Origin of the sequence: Winogradskyella psychrotolerans (assembly GCF_018860565.1) — a bacterium.
Lineage (GTDB): Bacteria > Bacteroidota > Bacteroidia > Flavobacteriales > Flavobacteriaceae > Winogradskyella > Winogradskyella damuponensis.
Window position 1 is genome coordinate 157565 of record NZ_JAHKPS010000001.1, and the last position, 16275, is coordinate 173839.

The following is a 16275-nucleotide window of genomic DNA, read 5'->3' on the forward strand; positions in this document are numbered from 1 at the left end:
ATTAATAATTCAAAAATAACAAATAAATAGGCTTTTAAATCCCAATAAAAATTTTATTTTTGCGGACGCACAAAATGACAAGTTATGGCAACATATAAGAAAAGAGGCTACAAACCTAAAACCAAAAAAGAGAAGGAAGAAATTGTTGAAGATGATTCAACAACAGCAGAAGTATTTAATACTTTAGATGAAGGAGCTTCCAGAACTGAGGAATGGGCTGTTAAAAACCAAAAATATATTATTGGTGTGGTTGGAGTAATAGCTCTAATTGTACTAGGATATTTAGGTTACAATAAAATAGTAGCAGAGCCAAAAGCAAAGGATGCTATGAATGAAATGTACACAGCTAAAAAGTATTTTGATGATGCTGTTAGTGGTGTTGCTTCAGATTCGCTTTATAAAATGTCTTTAAATGGAGGTGAAGGTAAATATGGTATGTTAGATATCATTAATGAATATAGTGGAACTCCTGCAGCTAATTTAGCTAACTATTATGCTGGTGTAGCATATTTAAACTTAAAAGATTACCAAAATGCAATCACGCATTTAAGCGATTTTTCTAGTGATGATAAAATGTTAAACCCTATTGCAAAAGGTGGTATTGGTGATGCGTTTGTTCAATTAGAGCAACCAGAAGAAGCTTTAGCATACTATGAAAAAGCATTTGCAGCTAATGCTAATGATTTTACAACACCTTTATATTTAATGAAAGCAGCAAAAGTTGCTATCAGCTTAGGTAAAAACACTAAAGCTTTAGATTATTTAAAGCGAATTAAGTCTGAATATTCTTCGTCTGACGAAGCTAAAGAGGCAGATGTGTTATTAGGAAAAGTAGAAGTAAGCTTATAATATATGGCTACTGTAAATCATAATTTATCGGATTACGATAAAACAACAATCCCAAACGCGAAAGATTTTCGGTTTGGGATTGTTGTTTCAGAATGGAATGATACTATCACCGAAGGTCTATGGCAAGGCGCTTTTGATGCGCTTTTAGATTGCGGCGCGATAAAGCAAAATATTGTGCGCTGGAATGTACCAGGAGCTTTTGAATTGACGTATGGTGCAGCTCGAATGAGTAAAAGCATTTATGCAGATTCAGGGATGCTAGATGCTATTATTGTTATTGGCTGTGTCATTCAAGGAGAGACCAAACATTTTGATTTTGTTTGTGAAGGTGTTACTCAAGGCATCAAAGATCTTAATGTGAAAGGAGATATTCCAGTTATTTTTTGTGTACTTACCGATAATACCATGCAACAATCTATTGATCGTTCTGGCGGTATACATGGTAATAAAGGCACAGAAGCTGCAATTGCTGCAATAAAAATGGCTGCATTACGAAGAGATACAGTTTAAGTATACTGTTCTCTATCTTCAATAGGAGATACCTGTTTCTAAAATAAGAGGTTTTTATCTTTTTAGGAGGAAGTTAAAATTTAATTTCACCTAACGACCTACGACCTACTGCCATTAACTCTGGCACTCTTTTTGTTAATAATTTTAAGGAATCCTTAAGCATTATTTCCTTGTATTTTCAGTACTTTTGAGGTTAATCAAGTTTAATATAAGAGTCACTTGTTTCAGCAAAGAAAAAATAAACGTTTTTCATATAAACCTCGCTTTCAGGATTCTGAAGAAATAAAGTCGAAGGACGACTTCGAGACCAAATGGAATAAAGTTAAAGGGAACGATAAGAAACGCGGAAGTGTTTTAACATCATTGCCAGCTTTAATCATCATGTTAGTTTCGCTTTTTGTTTTAATTTATATCCTTGACGGATATATTAAATAAGGAAATTATGGGATTAATGAAAATGAAGAAGAACCGAAAGTATAATTATAAACCTCGCTTTTATAAAGGAGAGGGCAGTCCTTTTGAACTTAAACATAAATTTGATGAACACAGAACAACAGTATCTCCTGCTAAGGGTATAAAAGGTAAATTAAACGCTGCAATAAATGATTATAAGCATAATCCAGATGATGATGTGAATAAACGTGTTATTATTATAGTTGTAGTTTTAGTGTTGTTATTTTTATTTATTATTGGTTTCGACCTTTCTATTTTTCTTCCCAAAAGCTAATGTCAGATATTATTCAACTTTTACCAGACCATGTTGCTAACCAAATTGCAGCGGGTGAGGTCGTTCAACGTCCAGCTTCAGTAGTTAAAGAACTATTGGAAAATGCTATTGATGCTAACGCTACTGAAATAAAACTTATTATTAAAGATGCTGGTAAAACTTTAGTACAAGTTATAGATAATGGAAAAGGTATGAGTGTTACTGATGCCAGGCTCAGTTTTGAACGTCATGCAACATCAAAAATTAAAGCAGCGGAAGATTTATTTCAACTCAATACCAAAGGTTTTAGAGGTGAAGCTTTGGCAAGTATTGCGGCCATTGCACATGTAGAGTTAAAAACGAAACAAGCTACAGACGATTTAGGAACTACTATTGTTATTGAAGGAAGTGAAGTGAAATCGCAAGAAGTTTCGGTAACACCTACAGGAACTTCAGTTGGCGTTAAAAATTTGTTTTTTAATATTCCGGCTAGACGAAATTTCTTAAAATCAGATACTGTAGAATTACGACATATTACAGATGAATTTCATCGTGTAGCATTGGCACATCCAAACATTGCTTTTTCATTTTATCACAATGGAAGTGATTTGTTTAATGTACCTCAAGAAAATTACAGACAACGTGTGGTACATATTTTTGGTTCTAAAACAAACGAAAAGTTAGTGCCTGTTGAAGAAGAAACAGAAGTATTAAAAATTTCGGGATTCGTAGGTAAGCCAGAATATTCTAAAAAGACAAAATCAGAGCAATTCTTTTTTGTAAACCAACGTTTTATAAAGAGTCCTTATCTTAATCATGCTATAAAATCGGCATTTGAAGGCTTATTAAAAGATGGGTATCACCCTAGTTATTTTCTGAACCTCACTGTAGATCCTAAAACAATAGATATTAATATTCATCCAACAAAAACCGAAATTAAGTTTGATGATGAGCATACATTGTATGCCATTTTGCGTTCGGCAGTAAAACATAGTTTGGGCCAATTTAATATTGCACCTGTTTTAGATTTTGAACATCAGAGTAGTTTAAATACACCGTATGATTATAGAGACAAAAAAGCTTCTACTCCAGCGATTGAGGTAGATCGTAGTTTTAATCCATTTGCAGAAGATTTTGGCGGAAGTAAACCAAAAACAACAAGCCATAATACCGGATTTAAATCAGCTCCTACAGCTTCTTGGGAAAGTTTATATGTTGGATTAGAATCAAAAGGAAATAATTCTGAGACAGACTATAGTCAGGTAACATTTGAAAGTGAGTCTAAAAACGAATCAATTTTTAATGATTCATCTATAGAAACTAAAAAAACGACCTTTCAATTACAGCAAAAATACATTGTAAGTACTTTAAAATCTGGTATGTTAGTTATAGACCAGAATAGAGCACATCAACGTATCTTGTATGAGAACTTTTTAAAGCATATTACAATAAAAGAAGCTACGAGTCAGCAATTATTGTTTCCATTACAATTGCATTTTACACCCAATGAAACTAAAATTATAGACGATTTAAAAAACGATTTAGAACATACAGGTTTTGTTTTTTCAGAATTAAGTGAAAAAGAAATTGTCATTACAGGAGTTCCTGTTGGAGTGCCAGAAAGTGAAGTGTCTATTATTTTAGAACAATTAATTAGTGATGTTGAAAATGATGTGCCAGACACTAATTTCAGTGCTGCCGATTTACTGGCAAAATCAATGGCAAAGAGTTTGGCAATTAAAAACGGGCAATCATTAAATAGTACAGAACAAGAACACATGGTAAATAGTTTATTTGCCTGTAAGGAACCTAATGTGTCACCAACTAACAGACCAACATTTATTACTATGGCGGTTGATGATATTGAGAAAAAATTTATGTAGAATATGAGGTTTAATATAACAGATGCAGTAAAACATTTAATCATCATTAATGTAGTAATGTTCATTGGAACAGTGACATTAGGTGATGGTCTCTTGTTTAAGAGATTGTTTACAATGTATTTCCCTACAAACGATTTGTTTCAGCCATGGCAAGTTGTAACACATATGTTTATGCATGGTGGTCCAGCGCATTTACTTTTTAATATGTTTGCGCTTTGGATGTTTGGTACACCTGTAGAACAAAGATTGGGGTCTAAAAAATTCTTGTTTATTTATTTTTCTGCTGGTTTTGGTGCCTTATTGTTTCAACTAGGATATTACTATGTTGATTATTTTACGGCAATGCAAAGTGTTGCCGATTTGAATATGAGCAGTGAATTATTGAACAAGATAATAAATATAGATGCAACGTCTGGGCAATATATAAAGGGTGAAATTCTTCAGCAAAAAATGATACCTATCTTAAATGAAGCAAATTTTAACACCAATATATCGAGTTCTAATTTTGCAGGATTATTTAATTTAAATGTTGTAAATACGAGTGCTATGGTAGGAGCATCGGGCTGTATCATGGGAATTTTAGCGGCCTTTGGTATGATGAATCCAAATGCCAAATTAATGATGATATTCTTACCAATACCAATAAAAGCCAAGTACTTTATTCCTGGAATAATATTATTAGATGTCATTTCAGCATTTACAGGGCAGTCCTTCTTTAGTCCAAGTAATACTGCTTACATGGCACATGTTGGTGGTGCTGTAATAGGTTTTATAGTTATGTATTTCTGGAAGAAAAATGAAAAAGATAAATACCGTTGGAATTAATTATGAGTACTATTCAAGATTTAAAATACAAGTTTAATAATCTAGATGTTTTTGGTAAAATCATTGCTATTAATGTAGTAGTGTTTATTATTGGTCTTGTTTTTAATTCGTTATTACGAATTAATTTATTTGGGTATTTTGAGTTGCCATCAGGTATCATGGATTATCTATTTCAGCCATGGTCTTTAATTACCTATGGGTTTTTGCATAATGGTCTTTTTCACTTGGCGTTTAATATGTTATTCCTTTATTATTTATCGCGTATAACAACCAACTTGTTTCGATCCAAAATGGTTCTAAATGTTTATTTTTTAGGTATTATTTGTGGAGGATTAGCGTATTTAGCCTATACCAATCTAATGCCAACGTCATTGTTTTCTGGTAAAGGTGTTTTAGTTGGTGCTTCTGCTGGTGTAAGTGCTTTGTTACTTTTTGTGGCTACTTATATGCCAAATACAGAAATTCGTTTATTTAATGCTTTTAACGTAAAATGGAAGCATATTGCTATGGTTATTGTTGGTTTGGATTTATTTAGAATGTTACTAGGCCTTAATCAAGGAGGTTATGTGGCTCATTTTGGAGGCTATGCTCTAGGTTATATATATGCCAATAAACTACTTAATGGTTCAGATATAGGAACAGGTTTTGAGCGTACAATGGATAGTTTTATGAGTTGGTTTAAACCAAAGTCTAATTTAAAAACGGTTCATAAAACAGCTAAAAAAAGTACAACAGCGAGCAAGACTAAAACTGAATCTGATGCGTTAAATAAACAGAAGAAGATAGATTCCATTTTAGATAAGATTAGTAAGAGTGGTTATGAAAGTTTAACAGCCGATGAAAAAGCATTTTTATTTAAAGTGGGTAAAGACTAAAACAGGTGAAAGGTTTAAAATTTGGTAGTAAAATTATATTTGTAATCAATTCGTTGGTCGCATTTTTACTGCTTATTTCTTATATCTTACCTTACATTCCTCCTAAGAGTTTTGCTACCTTATCTGTTCTAAGTTTAGGTGTGCCATTGCTCATTATTCTTAATGTTATATTCTTTGTTTACTGGTTACTGCGTGTTAAAAAACAAATGATATTGTCATTGATGGTTTTGCTTTTAGGCTGGAGTTATATTAGTTCTATGTATAAGTTTTCGTCTTCATCAGACATTAAAGACGACGCTAATTTTTCAGTAATGTCTTTTAATGTAAGACTTTTAAATAAGTTTGGTTGGTTGCCAAGTAAAACGGTAAAAGAAGATATTATTAAATTAGTAAAAGAGGAGAATGCAGATATTATTTGTTTTCAAGAATACCGAAGATCTGACGCCATTGAACTAGAAGGTTACTATAATTTTAATGCCACTTATACTGATGGAGTTAAGGGCGGACAATCAATTTTTTCTAAGTTTCCTATAGTAAATTCGGGTTCGTTAGAATTTCCGAATACTTATAATAATGCCATTTTTGTGGATATTGTAAAACAAAAAGATACGATACGTGTTTATACCTTTCACTTACAATCTTCTGGGATTGATACTGATGTTGAAAAGTTAAAAAATGAAACTTCAGGGCACTTATTTAAACAAGTTGGTGCGACCTTTAAGATACAACAAGATCAAGTAGATTTGTTTTTAGCACATAAGGCAAAATCTAATTATAAAACAATTGTTACGGGCGACTTTAATAATACACCCTATTCTTATATATACAGAAAAATAAAAGGTGATAATTTAAAAGATACGTTTGAAGAAGCAGGTAATGGTTTTGGTAGAACTTATGATTTTAAATTCTTTCCAATGCGAATTGATTTTATTTTGGCAGATAATGATTTTACGGTTAATGGATTTAAGACGTTTGATGTAAAACTTTCAGATCATTACCCTATAAAAACAACTTTAAAATTATCACATTAGTCCACAATCTGCTGTGTCTGCTATAATGTGAATTACGAGTCCTAAGCCAAGCAATCGAGTCTTTTTAGGAATTAATAATAATAGGTAAACGGCAATAGCATAGTAGGAGTGAAGTAGGTGAAAATTGATGCTACAGCGGTTAGGGTCAAAAATAGGGTTTGCCAATAGATGATCCAGATCAATCAGCATACCTAATATCATAATACAGTAGGCTTTTATCCAATATGTCTTATAAAACAGAATAGCAATAGCTAAAGGTAAACCGAAGTGTATGCCGTAATGAACAAATGACTGAAGCATTATTTTTTCGGATTTATAGTGTTTGTTTCTTTAAGTATAACTCTGTATTTGGACCTTCATTAAATAATAAGTCTAAAATACTAAGATTGGGTATAAAACCATGCTTTTCAGTAAAAACTTGGGTGTAAGGCTGAAATGATTCCACTTTAAAATTTCGCTTTACTAAGTTTCTAAAATCTGTTTTATCTGTGGTATCTTTTTCAAAAACCGATGTGTGTTTTGGGGATAGATTTAATTGTAAACTATCTGAAAGTATATCGAAGCATTTTAAATTAAAATCTAAAATATAATCGAAATGTGTTTCAAAAAGTGGCATTAAATCGTCTATATAATACTCAAAAAAAGGCGACATACTATAAGCCGACTGTAAAGACTTTAAATGCTGAATTTGCCATTTTTCTTCATTAGCAATTCTTACATCCTTATAAAGCTGTCTGTTTTTTTGTGAGTAACTTACCGGAACTGTTAAGGCTAGTTTTCCATTAGCTCCATAGATTTCAGTACGATTTCTAAACGATTGTTTTTGATAATTATCACAAACTTCAAAATAAACAGAATCCGAATTAACAATTGCCCAAAAGTGCGCAATGTTAGGAAAGGAGGTTGGATATATAAGACTATTCAAAATTTAACTCTCCTTAGCTTTCTTTTTTCTTCTCCATTTGTTAAAAATGCTGATGCCTATAATAAGAACTATAAAAGGTATCAAATAAGATGTACGTTCGCCTGTTCCGCTTACAGTGGTAAAAATTCTGTCCCAACGGAAACGCCAATTTTTAAGGCCATCATTAATACCATCAATACTCATCCATATAAATACAGGTTTCCCGATAACGTGATCATATGGTACAAATCCCCATGCTCTAGCATCAATAGAGTTATGACGGTTATCACCCATCATCCAATAATAATCTTGCTTAAACGTGTAAGATGTTGCAGGTTTATCGTCAATAAATATTTGATTGCCTCTTGTTACAACTTTATGACCTTCATATTCAGCGATGGCACGTTTATAAAGTACAATGTTATCCATGTTTAGCTCAAGAGTACTTCCGGCTTTAGGAATCCATATAGGTCCAAAAAAGTTATAATTCCAATTGTGCTTTAAGTCGTGAGGAAATACATTTGGATCTCTGATGCCTTCATCCTCACCATGAAAGTTTATTGATGCTATGTTAGGATGTACAACGGCTTTTTTAGCCGCTTCTTGTGTCGCTTGTACAATAAAGGTTTCGCGTTGGCTATCGTAACGAATGCCGTCAGTTATATCATATTTTTTTAGAATAGGCCTAACTTTTTGATTAAGCTCGTACATCGTGTTAGCGTTTATGTTATTAAAAACCACATCGTATGAAAACTGAACTTTTGCTCTATTTGGTAATTTATTTTGCTTCCCATTAATATAAACAACTCCATTTCTAACCTCTAAGGTATCTCCCGGAATACCAACGCAACGTTTTACTAAGTTGGTCTTTTTATCAATAGGTTTGTAATAGTTTCTGTCTGGTGTAAACTTGTTCATATCCACCAAAGTATCTGCAGGTTGCCCAAATACAACGATATCATTACGTTCTATTTTTTCAAAACCTGGAAATCTGAAATACGGCAATTGGAGTTTGTTCATCCAAGAGGTGTTTCGTTCTTCAAAATGATCATTGAATAAGTACGACTTTGTTCCTAAAACAGGAATAGTGTCATGTACCATTGGTGCTCCAACAGTTGTCATTGGTGCTCTTGCTCCATAATGTATCTTACTTACAATAAGAAAGTCGCCTACCAATAACGATTTTTCTAAGGAAGATGAAGGGATGACAAATGGTTGAAAAAAGTAAGTGTGTACAATGGTTGCAGCTACAATTGCAAATAGGATAGAGGTAATCCATTCGCCTGTAGATGTTTTAGGTGTAAGTCTTCTGTCTTCTATATAATTAACATCTGCCACATAGTTTAGGTAGTACAGATAAAACCCTAAAGTAACGATACATAAAAGGGCGTCAATTTTACTATCTTTTCCAAACGTACGAGCCGTTTCTACCCAAGCAGCAGGAATCATAATAAGGTTTACAATAGGCAAAAACATTAAAATTACCCACCACCAAGGACGTGTGATAATTTTCATTAAAATTACAGCGTTGTAAATTGGTATAAAGGCTTCCCATGCTTTACGGCCTGCTTTTATATATAATTTCCATGTGCCTAAGCCATGTATAATTTGTAATACGAGTAAAAAGATAAACCACTGTGTCCAAGTCATACCGTTATGTTTTGTCTATATGTTGGTTGAAAATTATTTTAATTTGTTTCAAAATATTGGCAAGTTAACCAATGTTTAACACATCTTTCATGCTAAATACGCCTTTTTTGTCTTTAATCCATTCTGCAGCAATTACAGCTCCTAAAGCAAAGCCTTGTCTGTTGTGCGCAGTATGTTTAATACTTATAGCGTCTATTTCAGAATTGTATGTGATTTCATGTGTGCCAGGAACGTTTTCTATTCGTTTGACATCAATAAGAATTTCTTTAGGCTGAGCTTGGTCTAAAGTCCAATTGTTATACTTGGTATTTTCTATAATCTGTTCTGCTAAAGTAATTGCTGTGCCGCTTGGTGCATCTAGCTTTTGTGTGTGATGTATTTCTTCAATGCTAGTTGTGTATTCAGGAAAATCAGACATTAGCTCACTTAGTCTTTTATTAATTTCAAAAAAGATGTTTACACCTAAGCTAAAATTTGAAGCGTATAAAAATGCGCCATTTTTTTCCTTGCAAGAGTCTAATATATCTTGGTATTGATCTAGCCAACCTGTTGTTCCGGAGATTACAGGAACACCAGCGTCTAAAGCACGTTTTATATTTGCTACAGCTGTTGTAGGTAAGCTAAAATCTATGGCAACATCTGTATTTGAAAAATCAAAAGCTGTTGTTGCACTCGAAACTTTTAATGAGATAGTGTGGTTGCGATTTAGAGCAATTGTTTCAATGCTTTTGCCCATTTTGCCGTAACCAAGTAAAGCAATTTTCATATTAAAACTTGAAATTGAGTGTTAGTCCTAAGTCTGAAGTGTTTTCCATTTCATTGTATTGGTAGTGTGGACTTAGGCTTAGATTTTCATCGACATTAAATTGAAGTAAATGTGCATCAACGTTAGCGTCAATAATATTAAGAGCATACAAGCCAAAGGTAATTAATAGCGACATTTCTTTATTTCGTCTAAATTGTTCTTGAGCTCTAATAAGACCATCATCTGAAATTAAACCATAAAATTCATCATCTTTAAAACCGGCTAATCGGCTTTTATAAGCATCTCTATAACGGTCAAACTGTTTGTCGTTTCTAACGTAAAAGTAAACGCCAGCTCCAATAGCTCCCCAAACAATTGGGATTTTCCAATACCTTTTGTTATAGGCTTGGCCTAAACCCGGAAGTATAGCGGAGTAAAATGCTGCTTTTGATGGTCTTAGAGGGTCAATTTCTTTTTTAACCAATGTTTTATTAGCTATAATAGGACTTTGGTCTAAGGCAATACTAGTACTGTCTTTTTCTTTTTGAGAAAATGAATATAATACCGAGAACATGCATAGTAAAAGTGTGTATAAACCTTTATTTGTCACGTTGTACTAGTTTTTTTATTCTATTAAAATCTTCTTCAGAATGAAAAGGGATTGTTATTTTTCCGCTTCCGTTTTTTGCGATTTTAACATCTATTTTATGGCCAAAATATTCTGAGAATTCCTTAACTCCTTTCTTTATATGTTTAGGGATTTCTGTAGCAGTGTTTTCTTTTTTAGGTGTCTCATCAGAATTAAGGTTCTTAACCAATTGCTCTGTGGCTCTAACAGACAGTTTATTACTTATTATTTTTTCATAAACTTCAAGCTGGTCAATTTGGCTTTCAATATTAACCATAGCTCTTCCGTGTCCCATGGTAATAAAACCATCTCGCATTCCCGTTTGGATAATTGGATCTAATTTTAATAAACGTAAATAATTAGCAATTGTAGAGCGTTTTTTGCCCACACGTTCACTCATTTGTTCTTGAGTTAAATCTATTTCGTCTATTAAGCGTTGGTAGGATAAGGCGATCTCTATAGGATCTAAATCTTGGCGTTGAATATTTTCAACCAATGCCATTTCTAAGGATTCCTGGTCGTTAGCAATTCTTATGTATGCCGGAATTGTTGTTAATCCAATTAATTTTGAAGCTCTAAAACGACGTTCTCCAGAGACTAACTGGTAGTTGTTAAAGGCTAATTTTCTGACGGTTATGGGTTGAATAACTCCTAATTCACGAATGGAAGAGGCGAGTTCTCTTAAGGATTCTTCATTAAAATTTGTTCTTGGTTGAAAAGGGTTGACTTCAATACTGTCAATATCGAGTTCTACAATATTACCAACAACTTTATCTGCATTTTTATCTTCTGCAGAGTTAATATCGTTTTCAGGATCTTTCAACAAAGCCGAAAGTCCACGTCCTAATGCTTGTTTTTTTGTTGCTTTGGCCATTATAATTCGTTTTTCTTAATCAGCTCTTTGGCTAAGCTCAAATAATTAGCTGCCCCTTTACTGCTTACATCATAGTTAATAATGCTTTCACCATAACTTGGTGCTTCGCCTAAACGCACGTTACGTTGAATAATAGTGTCAAAAACCATATCTGTAAAGTGTTTTTGGACTTCTTCTACGACTTGGTTAGATAAACGTAAACGCGAATCGAACATCGTTAAAAGTAAGCCTTCAATATCTAACGCTTCATTATGTATTTTTTGTACACTTTTAATAGTATTTAACAGTTTGCCTAAACCTTCTAGTGCAAAATATTCGCATTGAATAGGAATAATTACAGCATCTGCAGCCGTTAAAGCGTTTAATGTTAGTAAGCCTAAAGATGGAGCACAGTCAATTAAGATATAATCATAGTCTGATTTTAAATCTATAATTGCCTTTTTTAGCATATACTCGCGTTCTTCTTTATCTACTAATTCAATTTCTATAGCGACAAGATCTATATGTGCAGGCATAACATCTACATTTGGTGCATTAGAAGCGATTATAGCTTCTTTGGCAGTAGCAGTATGCTCTAATACTTGGTATGAGCCTATTTCAACAGTATCTACGTTAATGCCCAAGCCAGAACTTGCGTTGGCCTGAGGATCAGCATCTATTAGTAATACTTTCTTCTCAAGAGCGCCTAGAGAAGCGGCTAAATTTACTGAGGTTGTTGTTTTTCCAACACCTCCTTTTTGATTAGCAATTGCAATGATTTTACCCATTAAATGATTTGGTTTTTCTAGGGCTTAAAAATACGATTATTTACGAGTTTAGGAAACTGAAGTTGTTAACATTGACTTAATAAAAAAGGCAGTCAAAAAAAAAGACTGCCTTTAAATGACTCTAATTTAAAATTATTATTCCTCAGGCAATAAAATAGCCTTTATATAGCCTCCAGTTAAATATTTCTTAGCAACATCGTGAATGTCTTTTGTGGTTAACGCATTAATATTGCGTTCGTAGTTTATAACATTATTAATGTCGCTTTGGTTGTAGTCTGCACCTTTTATAGTCGATAGCCAAAATCGATTTTGTTCTAAATCATCTTTTCTACTTAATAATAATGCTTTTTTTACTTTATTTAAATCAGTTTCTGTTGGGCCATCTTTAATGATTTTTTCTAGTTCGGCAATAGAGGCCTGAGATAGTTTTTCTGCATTTTCAGGTGCACAAGGGAATGAAATGCTAAAATTAAAGCGACCATAAGGTAATTTGCTAATAGAGCCTCTAGCGCCAGCTCCGTATACACCACCTTCTTCTTCTCTTAGTTTTTCGATTAGTTTAATACTTAAAATTTCACCTAAAACATTCATTGCTCTAGCGTCGTTAACATTGTGTTTTGCTTCGCCAGAATAGGTGAGGTTGACCTGACTTTTTGGCTCTGTGCCTTTATAGTATATAAACTCATGCGCACCTGATTTTGGTCTAAATGTAGTAGTTTTGTACATTTCTCTCTCTGAATTTCCAGGTAAAGAAGCAATATAAGTTTCAGCTAATTCAGCAATCTTATCTTCATTAATATTACCAACAAAATAGAAGTTAAAATCTCCTGCGTTGGCAAAGCGCTCTTTGAATTTTATGTATGCTAAATCATAATTGGCCTTGTCTAGATCTACTTCTGTTGGGAAGCCTGTATATCTAGGGTTTCCTTCGTTGGTGAATTCATTAAGAGCAATTGAGAATGAGATATTAGGATTAGATAGAATATTACCTAAAAAAGCTTTTTGTTTACTTATATATGATGCAAAGGCTTCGGGGTCTTTGTCTAATTTAGTAAAGTATAGGTGAATCATTTGAAACATGGTTTCAAAATCTTTTGGTGAAGCAGCGCCTCTCATCCCTTCGCTTAAACTACCAATAAATGGACTAACGCTAGCAATTTTACCAGACATTAATTTGTTTAGGTCGTTTTTAGTGAGTCCGTCAATACCAGCTTCAAATAAGCCTCTATTGGCGTTTGCGGTTTCTTTTAAAACTTCATCAGAGTATAGAGAGGTGCCACCATAACTATATGCTTCAAATAAGATTTCGTCATTTTTAAAATCTGTTTTCTTGTAAATGACTTTGGCACCATTGCTTAGTGTAAGCGTTGTGGTTTCATTAATTTTAGCTTCGTTGCTAACTACTTTTTTAATTATGCTGCCTTTTTTAGGTTTAATGGGCATTAAGTGCTCTCTTACAGCTTCGTCTTCATAATCTTTAATTTCGGCTTTTTCTATGCTTTTTAATAAATCAATGACTTCTTGTTCTGTTACTTTTTTAAGTCCTTCTTTTTTAGGACCTGTTAATATAACTAGTCTATTGTCGTCATGTAAGAATTTTTTAATTAAAGCATTAACTTCGTCTAGTGTTATTTTAGGTAATTCTGTTTGTGCAAAATTATATGTCCACTCAATTCCAGGAATTGGGCTTTCTTGTAAGAAATTTTGAATATAACGGCCAACAATTCTACCTGATTCTTGCTTGTCTTTATTTTTAAATTGACGTTCTAATCGTGCTAAAAAATCTTTTTTAGCACGTTTTAGTTCTGAAGCTTTAAAGCCATAACGCTTAACACGTTCGTTTTCTTCTAATAGCGTTTTTAAGGCTTCTAATTGACCAGTGTCATTGGTTTGTGCAAAAGATTGGTAGGCGTCTTTATTACCAATAATACCTCCTTTGTATGAAAATCCGTAGATAAAAGGCGGATTTGGTTTGTTGCTGTATTCGCTTAATCTATTATTAATCATTTGGTCAAAAAGACCTTCAACCATATTGTCTCTGTAGTCGCTAATTGTTTTTGTTTTTTTTCTTTCGCCTTTATCTTTATAATATATTTGAACTTGTGAGCCTGTGGCTTCTTCATCCCATTCAATGGCGATAAACGTTTTTTCGTGGTTTTCTGAACCAAATTCTTCTCTTAGCTTCGGGTTCTTTGGGTTTTTAAGGTTGCTAAAATTGTCTTTTATTTTCTTTTCAAGTGTTTCTACGTCTAAATCCCCAACAGCAATTACTGCCATTAAGTTTGGACGATACCAATCTTTTTGAAAGTTTCTAAGGCTTTCGTATTTAAAGGTCTCTAAGTTTTCTTTTGTGCCAATTGGCAAGCGATCTGCATATTTAGATTTGTAAGCAATTTTGTCTAAATATTTAGATTGCATTCTGGTTGCGGCGCCAAGACGTGTTCTGTATTCTTCAATAACAACACCGCGTTCTTCATCAATATCTTCTTCTGTAAGTAGTGCGTTGCCAGCCCAATCGTGCAAAATTTGAAACCCTTTATCTAACTTCTTAGGGTCGTCACTAGGGATAGGGAGGATGTAAACCGTTTGGTCAAAACTTGTGTAAGCATTTAGGTCTGCACCAAACTCTATACCAATACCTTGTAGGTAATCTACTAATTCGTTTTTCTTAAAATTGGTGGTTCCATTAAAATTCATGTGCTCCATAAAGTGAGCTAGACCACGCTGGTCTTCAGTTTCTAAAATAGAACCTGCTTTAATAGCTAAGCGTAATTCTACTTTGTCTTCAGGTTTGCCGTTATTCTGAATGTAGTAAGTAAGGCCGTTTGAGAGTTTGCCTATTTTAACCTCAGGCGAGGTTGGTAATTGGTCTGTTGGAATGTAGCTGCTGGTTTGGTTTTCTAGTGTCTTAGTTTGTGCATTCGTTGTAAATGTCGCAAGTAAGCAGCAGACAAAAAATGTTTTAAACACGAGGGAAATCTTTGTTTTCATGTGAATGATGGTTTAAGTGGATTAATTTTGCATAAGAAAATTCCTCTAAATTTAGAGATAATATGTTAATTAGGAAAGAAATAACATTATTTTAACTAATTTCTTAGTTAAAAAAAAGCGATTTTAGGTATACGTGTGTTATGGGTGTTGTTTAAGAATTTCCTGTAGGTTTTGTAGATATTTGTTCTTAATGTTTGCTTTTGCGTATTTTTTTGCAAACTCTAGTTTTTCGTTGGTAGGTTCGTAGTAATTCTTGTTTTTATCTTTAGCTAAATTGAGTTGATGTGTAATGTAGCGTTCTGTAAGTTTGTAGTATTCAACACTATTTTTACTCCATTCTTCTGAATTATAAATCTCCAAAATTGAATTGTAAAACTCAGGGTCTATATCTTTGTTTTCTTGAAGATTAGTCCAGATAAGAAAATCATTTACGGCTCCAAGGTTAATTTCGGTTATTAGATAGTTTTCAAAACTGTTTATAGGGGACGTGTTCTTGAGATTGTAGTCTTTGATTCTTTTTTCTTTTTCTTCTAAAATGATATCCCAAGCCTCTGTTGCAGCTATGTTTAGTGGTTGTCTGTTTTCATCTGTCACAAGGCCTCTATAGTCTATAGTTCTATAATAATTTCGTAACAAATTTTGATTCTCATTATTAAAAATAATTGATGAATCTAGGTTTTTTGTATCCCAATGTGTAATTGAATAGTTCTTTTTGGTATCAATGTATAGGCATGGTTCGTTGGCAAAGAAGTTAGCGCAAAAGGAGTAATAGTAGATGTTAGGCGTTTCTTTGAATACTTGATACGAAAGTGGAGGTAAGCTGTATTTTGAGATTGTAATTAATTCTGGGGAATCTGCTTTAATAGAAAACTGAAAATTACCTATACTATCAACCATTGTTGAGTCGAGAATGTAGCTTTTATTTAAATAATTAAAGTGGTTGTATTCTTTAAGATAGATAGTGTTGTTAACTAGTTCTTTGGAATTACCTGTGATTGTTATTTTTGATTCTAAGTCTTTTTTGCATGACAAAGTGA

The 16275-nt window shown here is 33.1% G+C and carries 16 protein-coding genes; 7 read left to right on the plus strand and 9 right to left on the minus strand.

Annotated elements, in window-relative coordinates; translation table 11 throughout:
- The first annotated feature begins 84 nt into the window (after window positions 1-84).
- The 7 genes from KO504_RS00730 to KO504_RS00760 all read left to right on the plus strand — a co-directional run bounded on the left by KO504_RS00730 (window position 85) and on the right by KO504_RS00760 (window position 6679).
- A complete protein-coding gene (locus KO504_RS00730; protein ID WP_215924359.1) occupies window positions 85-849 on the plus strand; it encodes a tetratricopeptide repeat protein in 765 nt (254 codons plus the stop codon).
- A gap of 3 nt (window positions 850-852) precedes the next feature.
- The gene (gene ribH / locus KO504_RS00735) at window positions 853-1359 is read left to right on the plus strand and encodes a 6,7-dimethyl-8-ribityllumazine synthase (RefSeq protein WP_215924361.1); all 507 of its coding nucleotides are present in this window, start codon (window positions 853-855) and stop codon (window positions 1357-1359) included.
- A gap of 442 nt (window positions 1360-1801) precedes the next feature.
- The gene (locus KO504_RS00740) at window positions 1802-2086 is read left to right on the plus strand and encodes a riboflavin synthase subunit beta (protein WP_215924495.1); all 285 of its coding nucleotides are present in this window, start codon (window positions 1802-1804) and stop codon (window positions 2084-2086) included.
- Entirely contained in the window at window positions 2086-3948 is a 1863-nt protein-coding gene (mutL, locus tag KO504_RS00745) for a DNA mismatch repair endonuclease MutL (protein ID WP_215924363.1), read from the plus strand. Before KO504_RS00740 ends, mutL begins: the two co-directional genes overlap by 1 nt.
- 3 nt (window positions 3949-3951) lie before the next feature.
- Window positions 3952-4773 carry a rhomboid family intramembrane serine protease gene (locus KO504_RS00750; RefSeq protein ID WP_215924365.1) on the plus strand — a complete coding sequence of 274 codons (822 nt, stop codon included), beginning with the start codon at window positions 3952-3954 and terminating at the stop codon, window positions 4771-4773.
- Window positions 4774-4775: 2 nt separating this feature from the next.
- A complete protein-coding gene (locus tag KO504_RS00755; RefSeq protein ID WP_215924367.1) occupies window positions 4776-5648 on the plus strand; it encodes a rhomboid family protein in 873 nt (290 codons plus the stop codon).
- 5 nt (window positions 5649-5653) lie between these two features.
- On the plus strand, window positions 5654-6679 hold the full coding sequence (locus KO504_RS00760) for an endonuclease/exonuclease/phosphatase family protein (RefSeq protein WP_215924369.1): 1026 nt from the start codon (window positions 5654-5656) through the stop codon (window positions 6677-6679).
- Here the strand turns inward: KO504_RS00760 and KO504_RS00765 are convergent.
- The 9 genes from KO504_RS00765 to KO504_RS00805 form a co-directional block, all read right to left on the minus strand.
- Window positions 6671-6979 carry a DUF6122 family protein gene (locus KO504_RS00765; RefSeq protein ID WP_215924371.1) on the minus strand — a complete coding sequence of 103 codons (309 nt, stop codon included), beginning with the start codon at window positions 6977-6979 and terminating at the stop codon, window positions 6671-6673. The genes KO504_RS00760 and KO504_RS00765 overlap by 9 nt on opposite strands.
- 13 nt (window positions 6980-6992) lie before the next feature.
- Window positions 6993-7604: a WbqC family protein gene (locus tag KO504_RS00770; RefSeq protein ID WP_215924373.1), complete on the minus strand. Its 612-nt coding sequence runs from the start codon at window positions 7602-7604 to the stop codon at window positions 6993-6995.
- 3 nt (window positions 7605-7607) lie between these two features.
- Window positions 7608-9233 (minus strand): signal peptidase I, encoded by a 1626-nt coding sequence (gene lepB, locus KO504_RS00775; RefSeq protein ID WP_215924375.1) that lies wholly within the window; start codon window positions 9231-9233, stop codon window positions 7608-7610.
- 64 nt (window positions 9234-9297) lie between these two features.
- A complete protein-coding gene (dapB, locus tag KO504_RS00780; protein ID WP_215924377.1) occupies window positions 9298-9999 on the minus strand; it encodes a 4-hydroxy-tetrahydrodipicolinate reductase in 702 nt (233 codons plus the stop codon).
- A gap of 1 nt (window position 10000) precedes the next feature.
- Entirely contained in the window at window positions 10001-10588 is a 588-nt protein-coding gene (locus KO504_RS00785) for a DUF5683 domain-containing protein (RefSeq protein ID WP_215924379.1), read from the minus strand.
- A complete protein-coding gene (locus KO504_RS00790) occupies window positions 10578-11480 on the minus strand; it encodes a ParB/RepB/Spo0J family partition protein (protein WP_215924380.1) in 903 nt (300 codons plus the stop codon). The genes KO504_RS00785 and KO504_RS00790 overlap by 11 nt, the downstream gene beginning before the upstream one ends.
- Window positions 11480-12247, minus strand: a complete 768-nt coding sequence (locus KO504_RS00795; protein WP_215924382.1) for a ParA family protein — start codon at window positions 12245-12247, stop codon at window positions 11480-11482. Before KO504_RS00795 ends, KO504_RS00790 begins: the two co-directional genes overlap by 1 nt.
- Before the next feature lie 135 nt (window positions 12248-12382).
- On the minus strand, window positions 12383-15238 hold the full coding sequence (locus KO504_RS00800) for a M16 family metallopeptidase (RefSeq protein ID WP_215924384.1): 2856 nt from the start codon (window positions 15236-15238) through the stop codon (window positions 12383-12385).
- A 138-nt stretch (window positions 15239-15376) separates the two neighbouring features.
- Window positions 15377-16270, minus strand: a complete 894-nt coding sequence (locus KO504_RS00805; protein ID WP_215924386.1) for a DUF4369 domain-containing protein — start codon at window positions 16268-16270, stop codon at window positions 15377-15379.
- Window positions 16271-16275: the final 5 nt, after the last annotated feature.

Excerpts from the sequence above, each read along its gene's own strand:
- mutL (WP_215924363.1), top strand. The coding sequence starts at position 2,086 with ATGTCAGATATTATTCAACTTTTACCAGACCATGTTGCTAACCAAATT.
- KO504_RS00750 (WP_215924365.1), top strand. The coding sequence starts at position 3,952 with ATGAGGTTTAATATAACAGATGCAGTAAAACATTTAATCATCATTAAT.
- KO504_RS00795 (WP_215924382.1), bottom strand. The coding sequence starts at position 12,247 with ATGGGTAAAATCATTGCAATTGCTAATCAAAAAGGAGGTGTTGGAAAA.
- KO504_RS00730 (WP_215924359.1), top strand. The coding sequence starts at position 85 with ATGGCAACATATAAGAAAAGAGGCTACAAACCTAAAACCAAAAAAGAG.
- lepB (WP_215924375.1), bottom strand. The coding sequence starts at position 9,233 with ATGACTTGGACACAGTGGTTTATCTTTTTACTCGTATTACAAATTATA.
- KO504_RS00800 (WP_215924384.1), bottom strand. The coding sequence starts at position 15,238 with ATGAAAACAAAGATTTCCCTCGTGTTTAAAACATTTTTTGTCTGCTGC.
- KO504_RS00765 (WP_215924371.1), bottom strand. The coding sequence starts at position 6,979 with ATGCTTCAGTCATTTGTTCATTACGGCATACACTTCGGTTTACCTTTA.
- KO504_RS00755 (WP_215924367.1), top strand. The coding sequence starts at position 4,776 with ATGAGTACTATTCAAGATTTAAAATACAAGTTTAATAATCTAGATGTT.
- KO504_RS00740 (WP_215924495.1), top strand. The coding sequence starts at position 1,802 with ATGGGATTAATGAAAATGAAGAAGAACCGAAAGTATAATTATAAACCT.
- KO504_RS00790 (WP_215924380.1), bottom strand. The coding sequence starts at position 11,480 with ATGGCCAAAGCAACAAAAAAACAAGCATTAGGACGTGGACTTTCGGCT.
- dapB (WP_215924377.1), bottom strand. The coding sequence starts at position 9,999 with ATGAAAATTGCTTTACTTGGTTACGGCAAAATGGGCAAAAGCATTGAA.
- ribH (WP_215924361.1), top strand. The coding sequence starts at position 853 with ATGGCTACTGTAAATCATAATTTATCGGATTACGATAAAACAACAATC.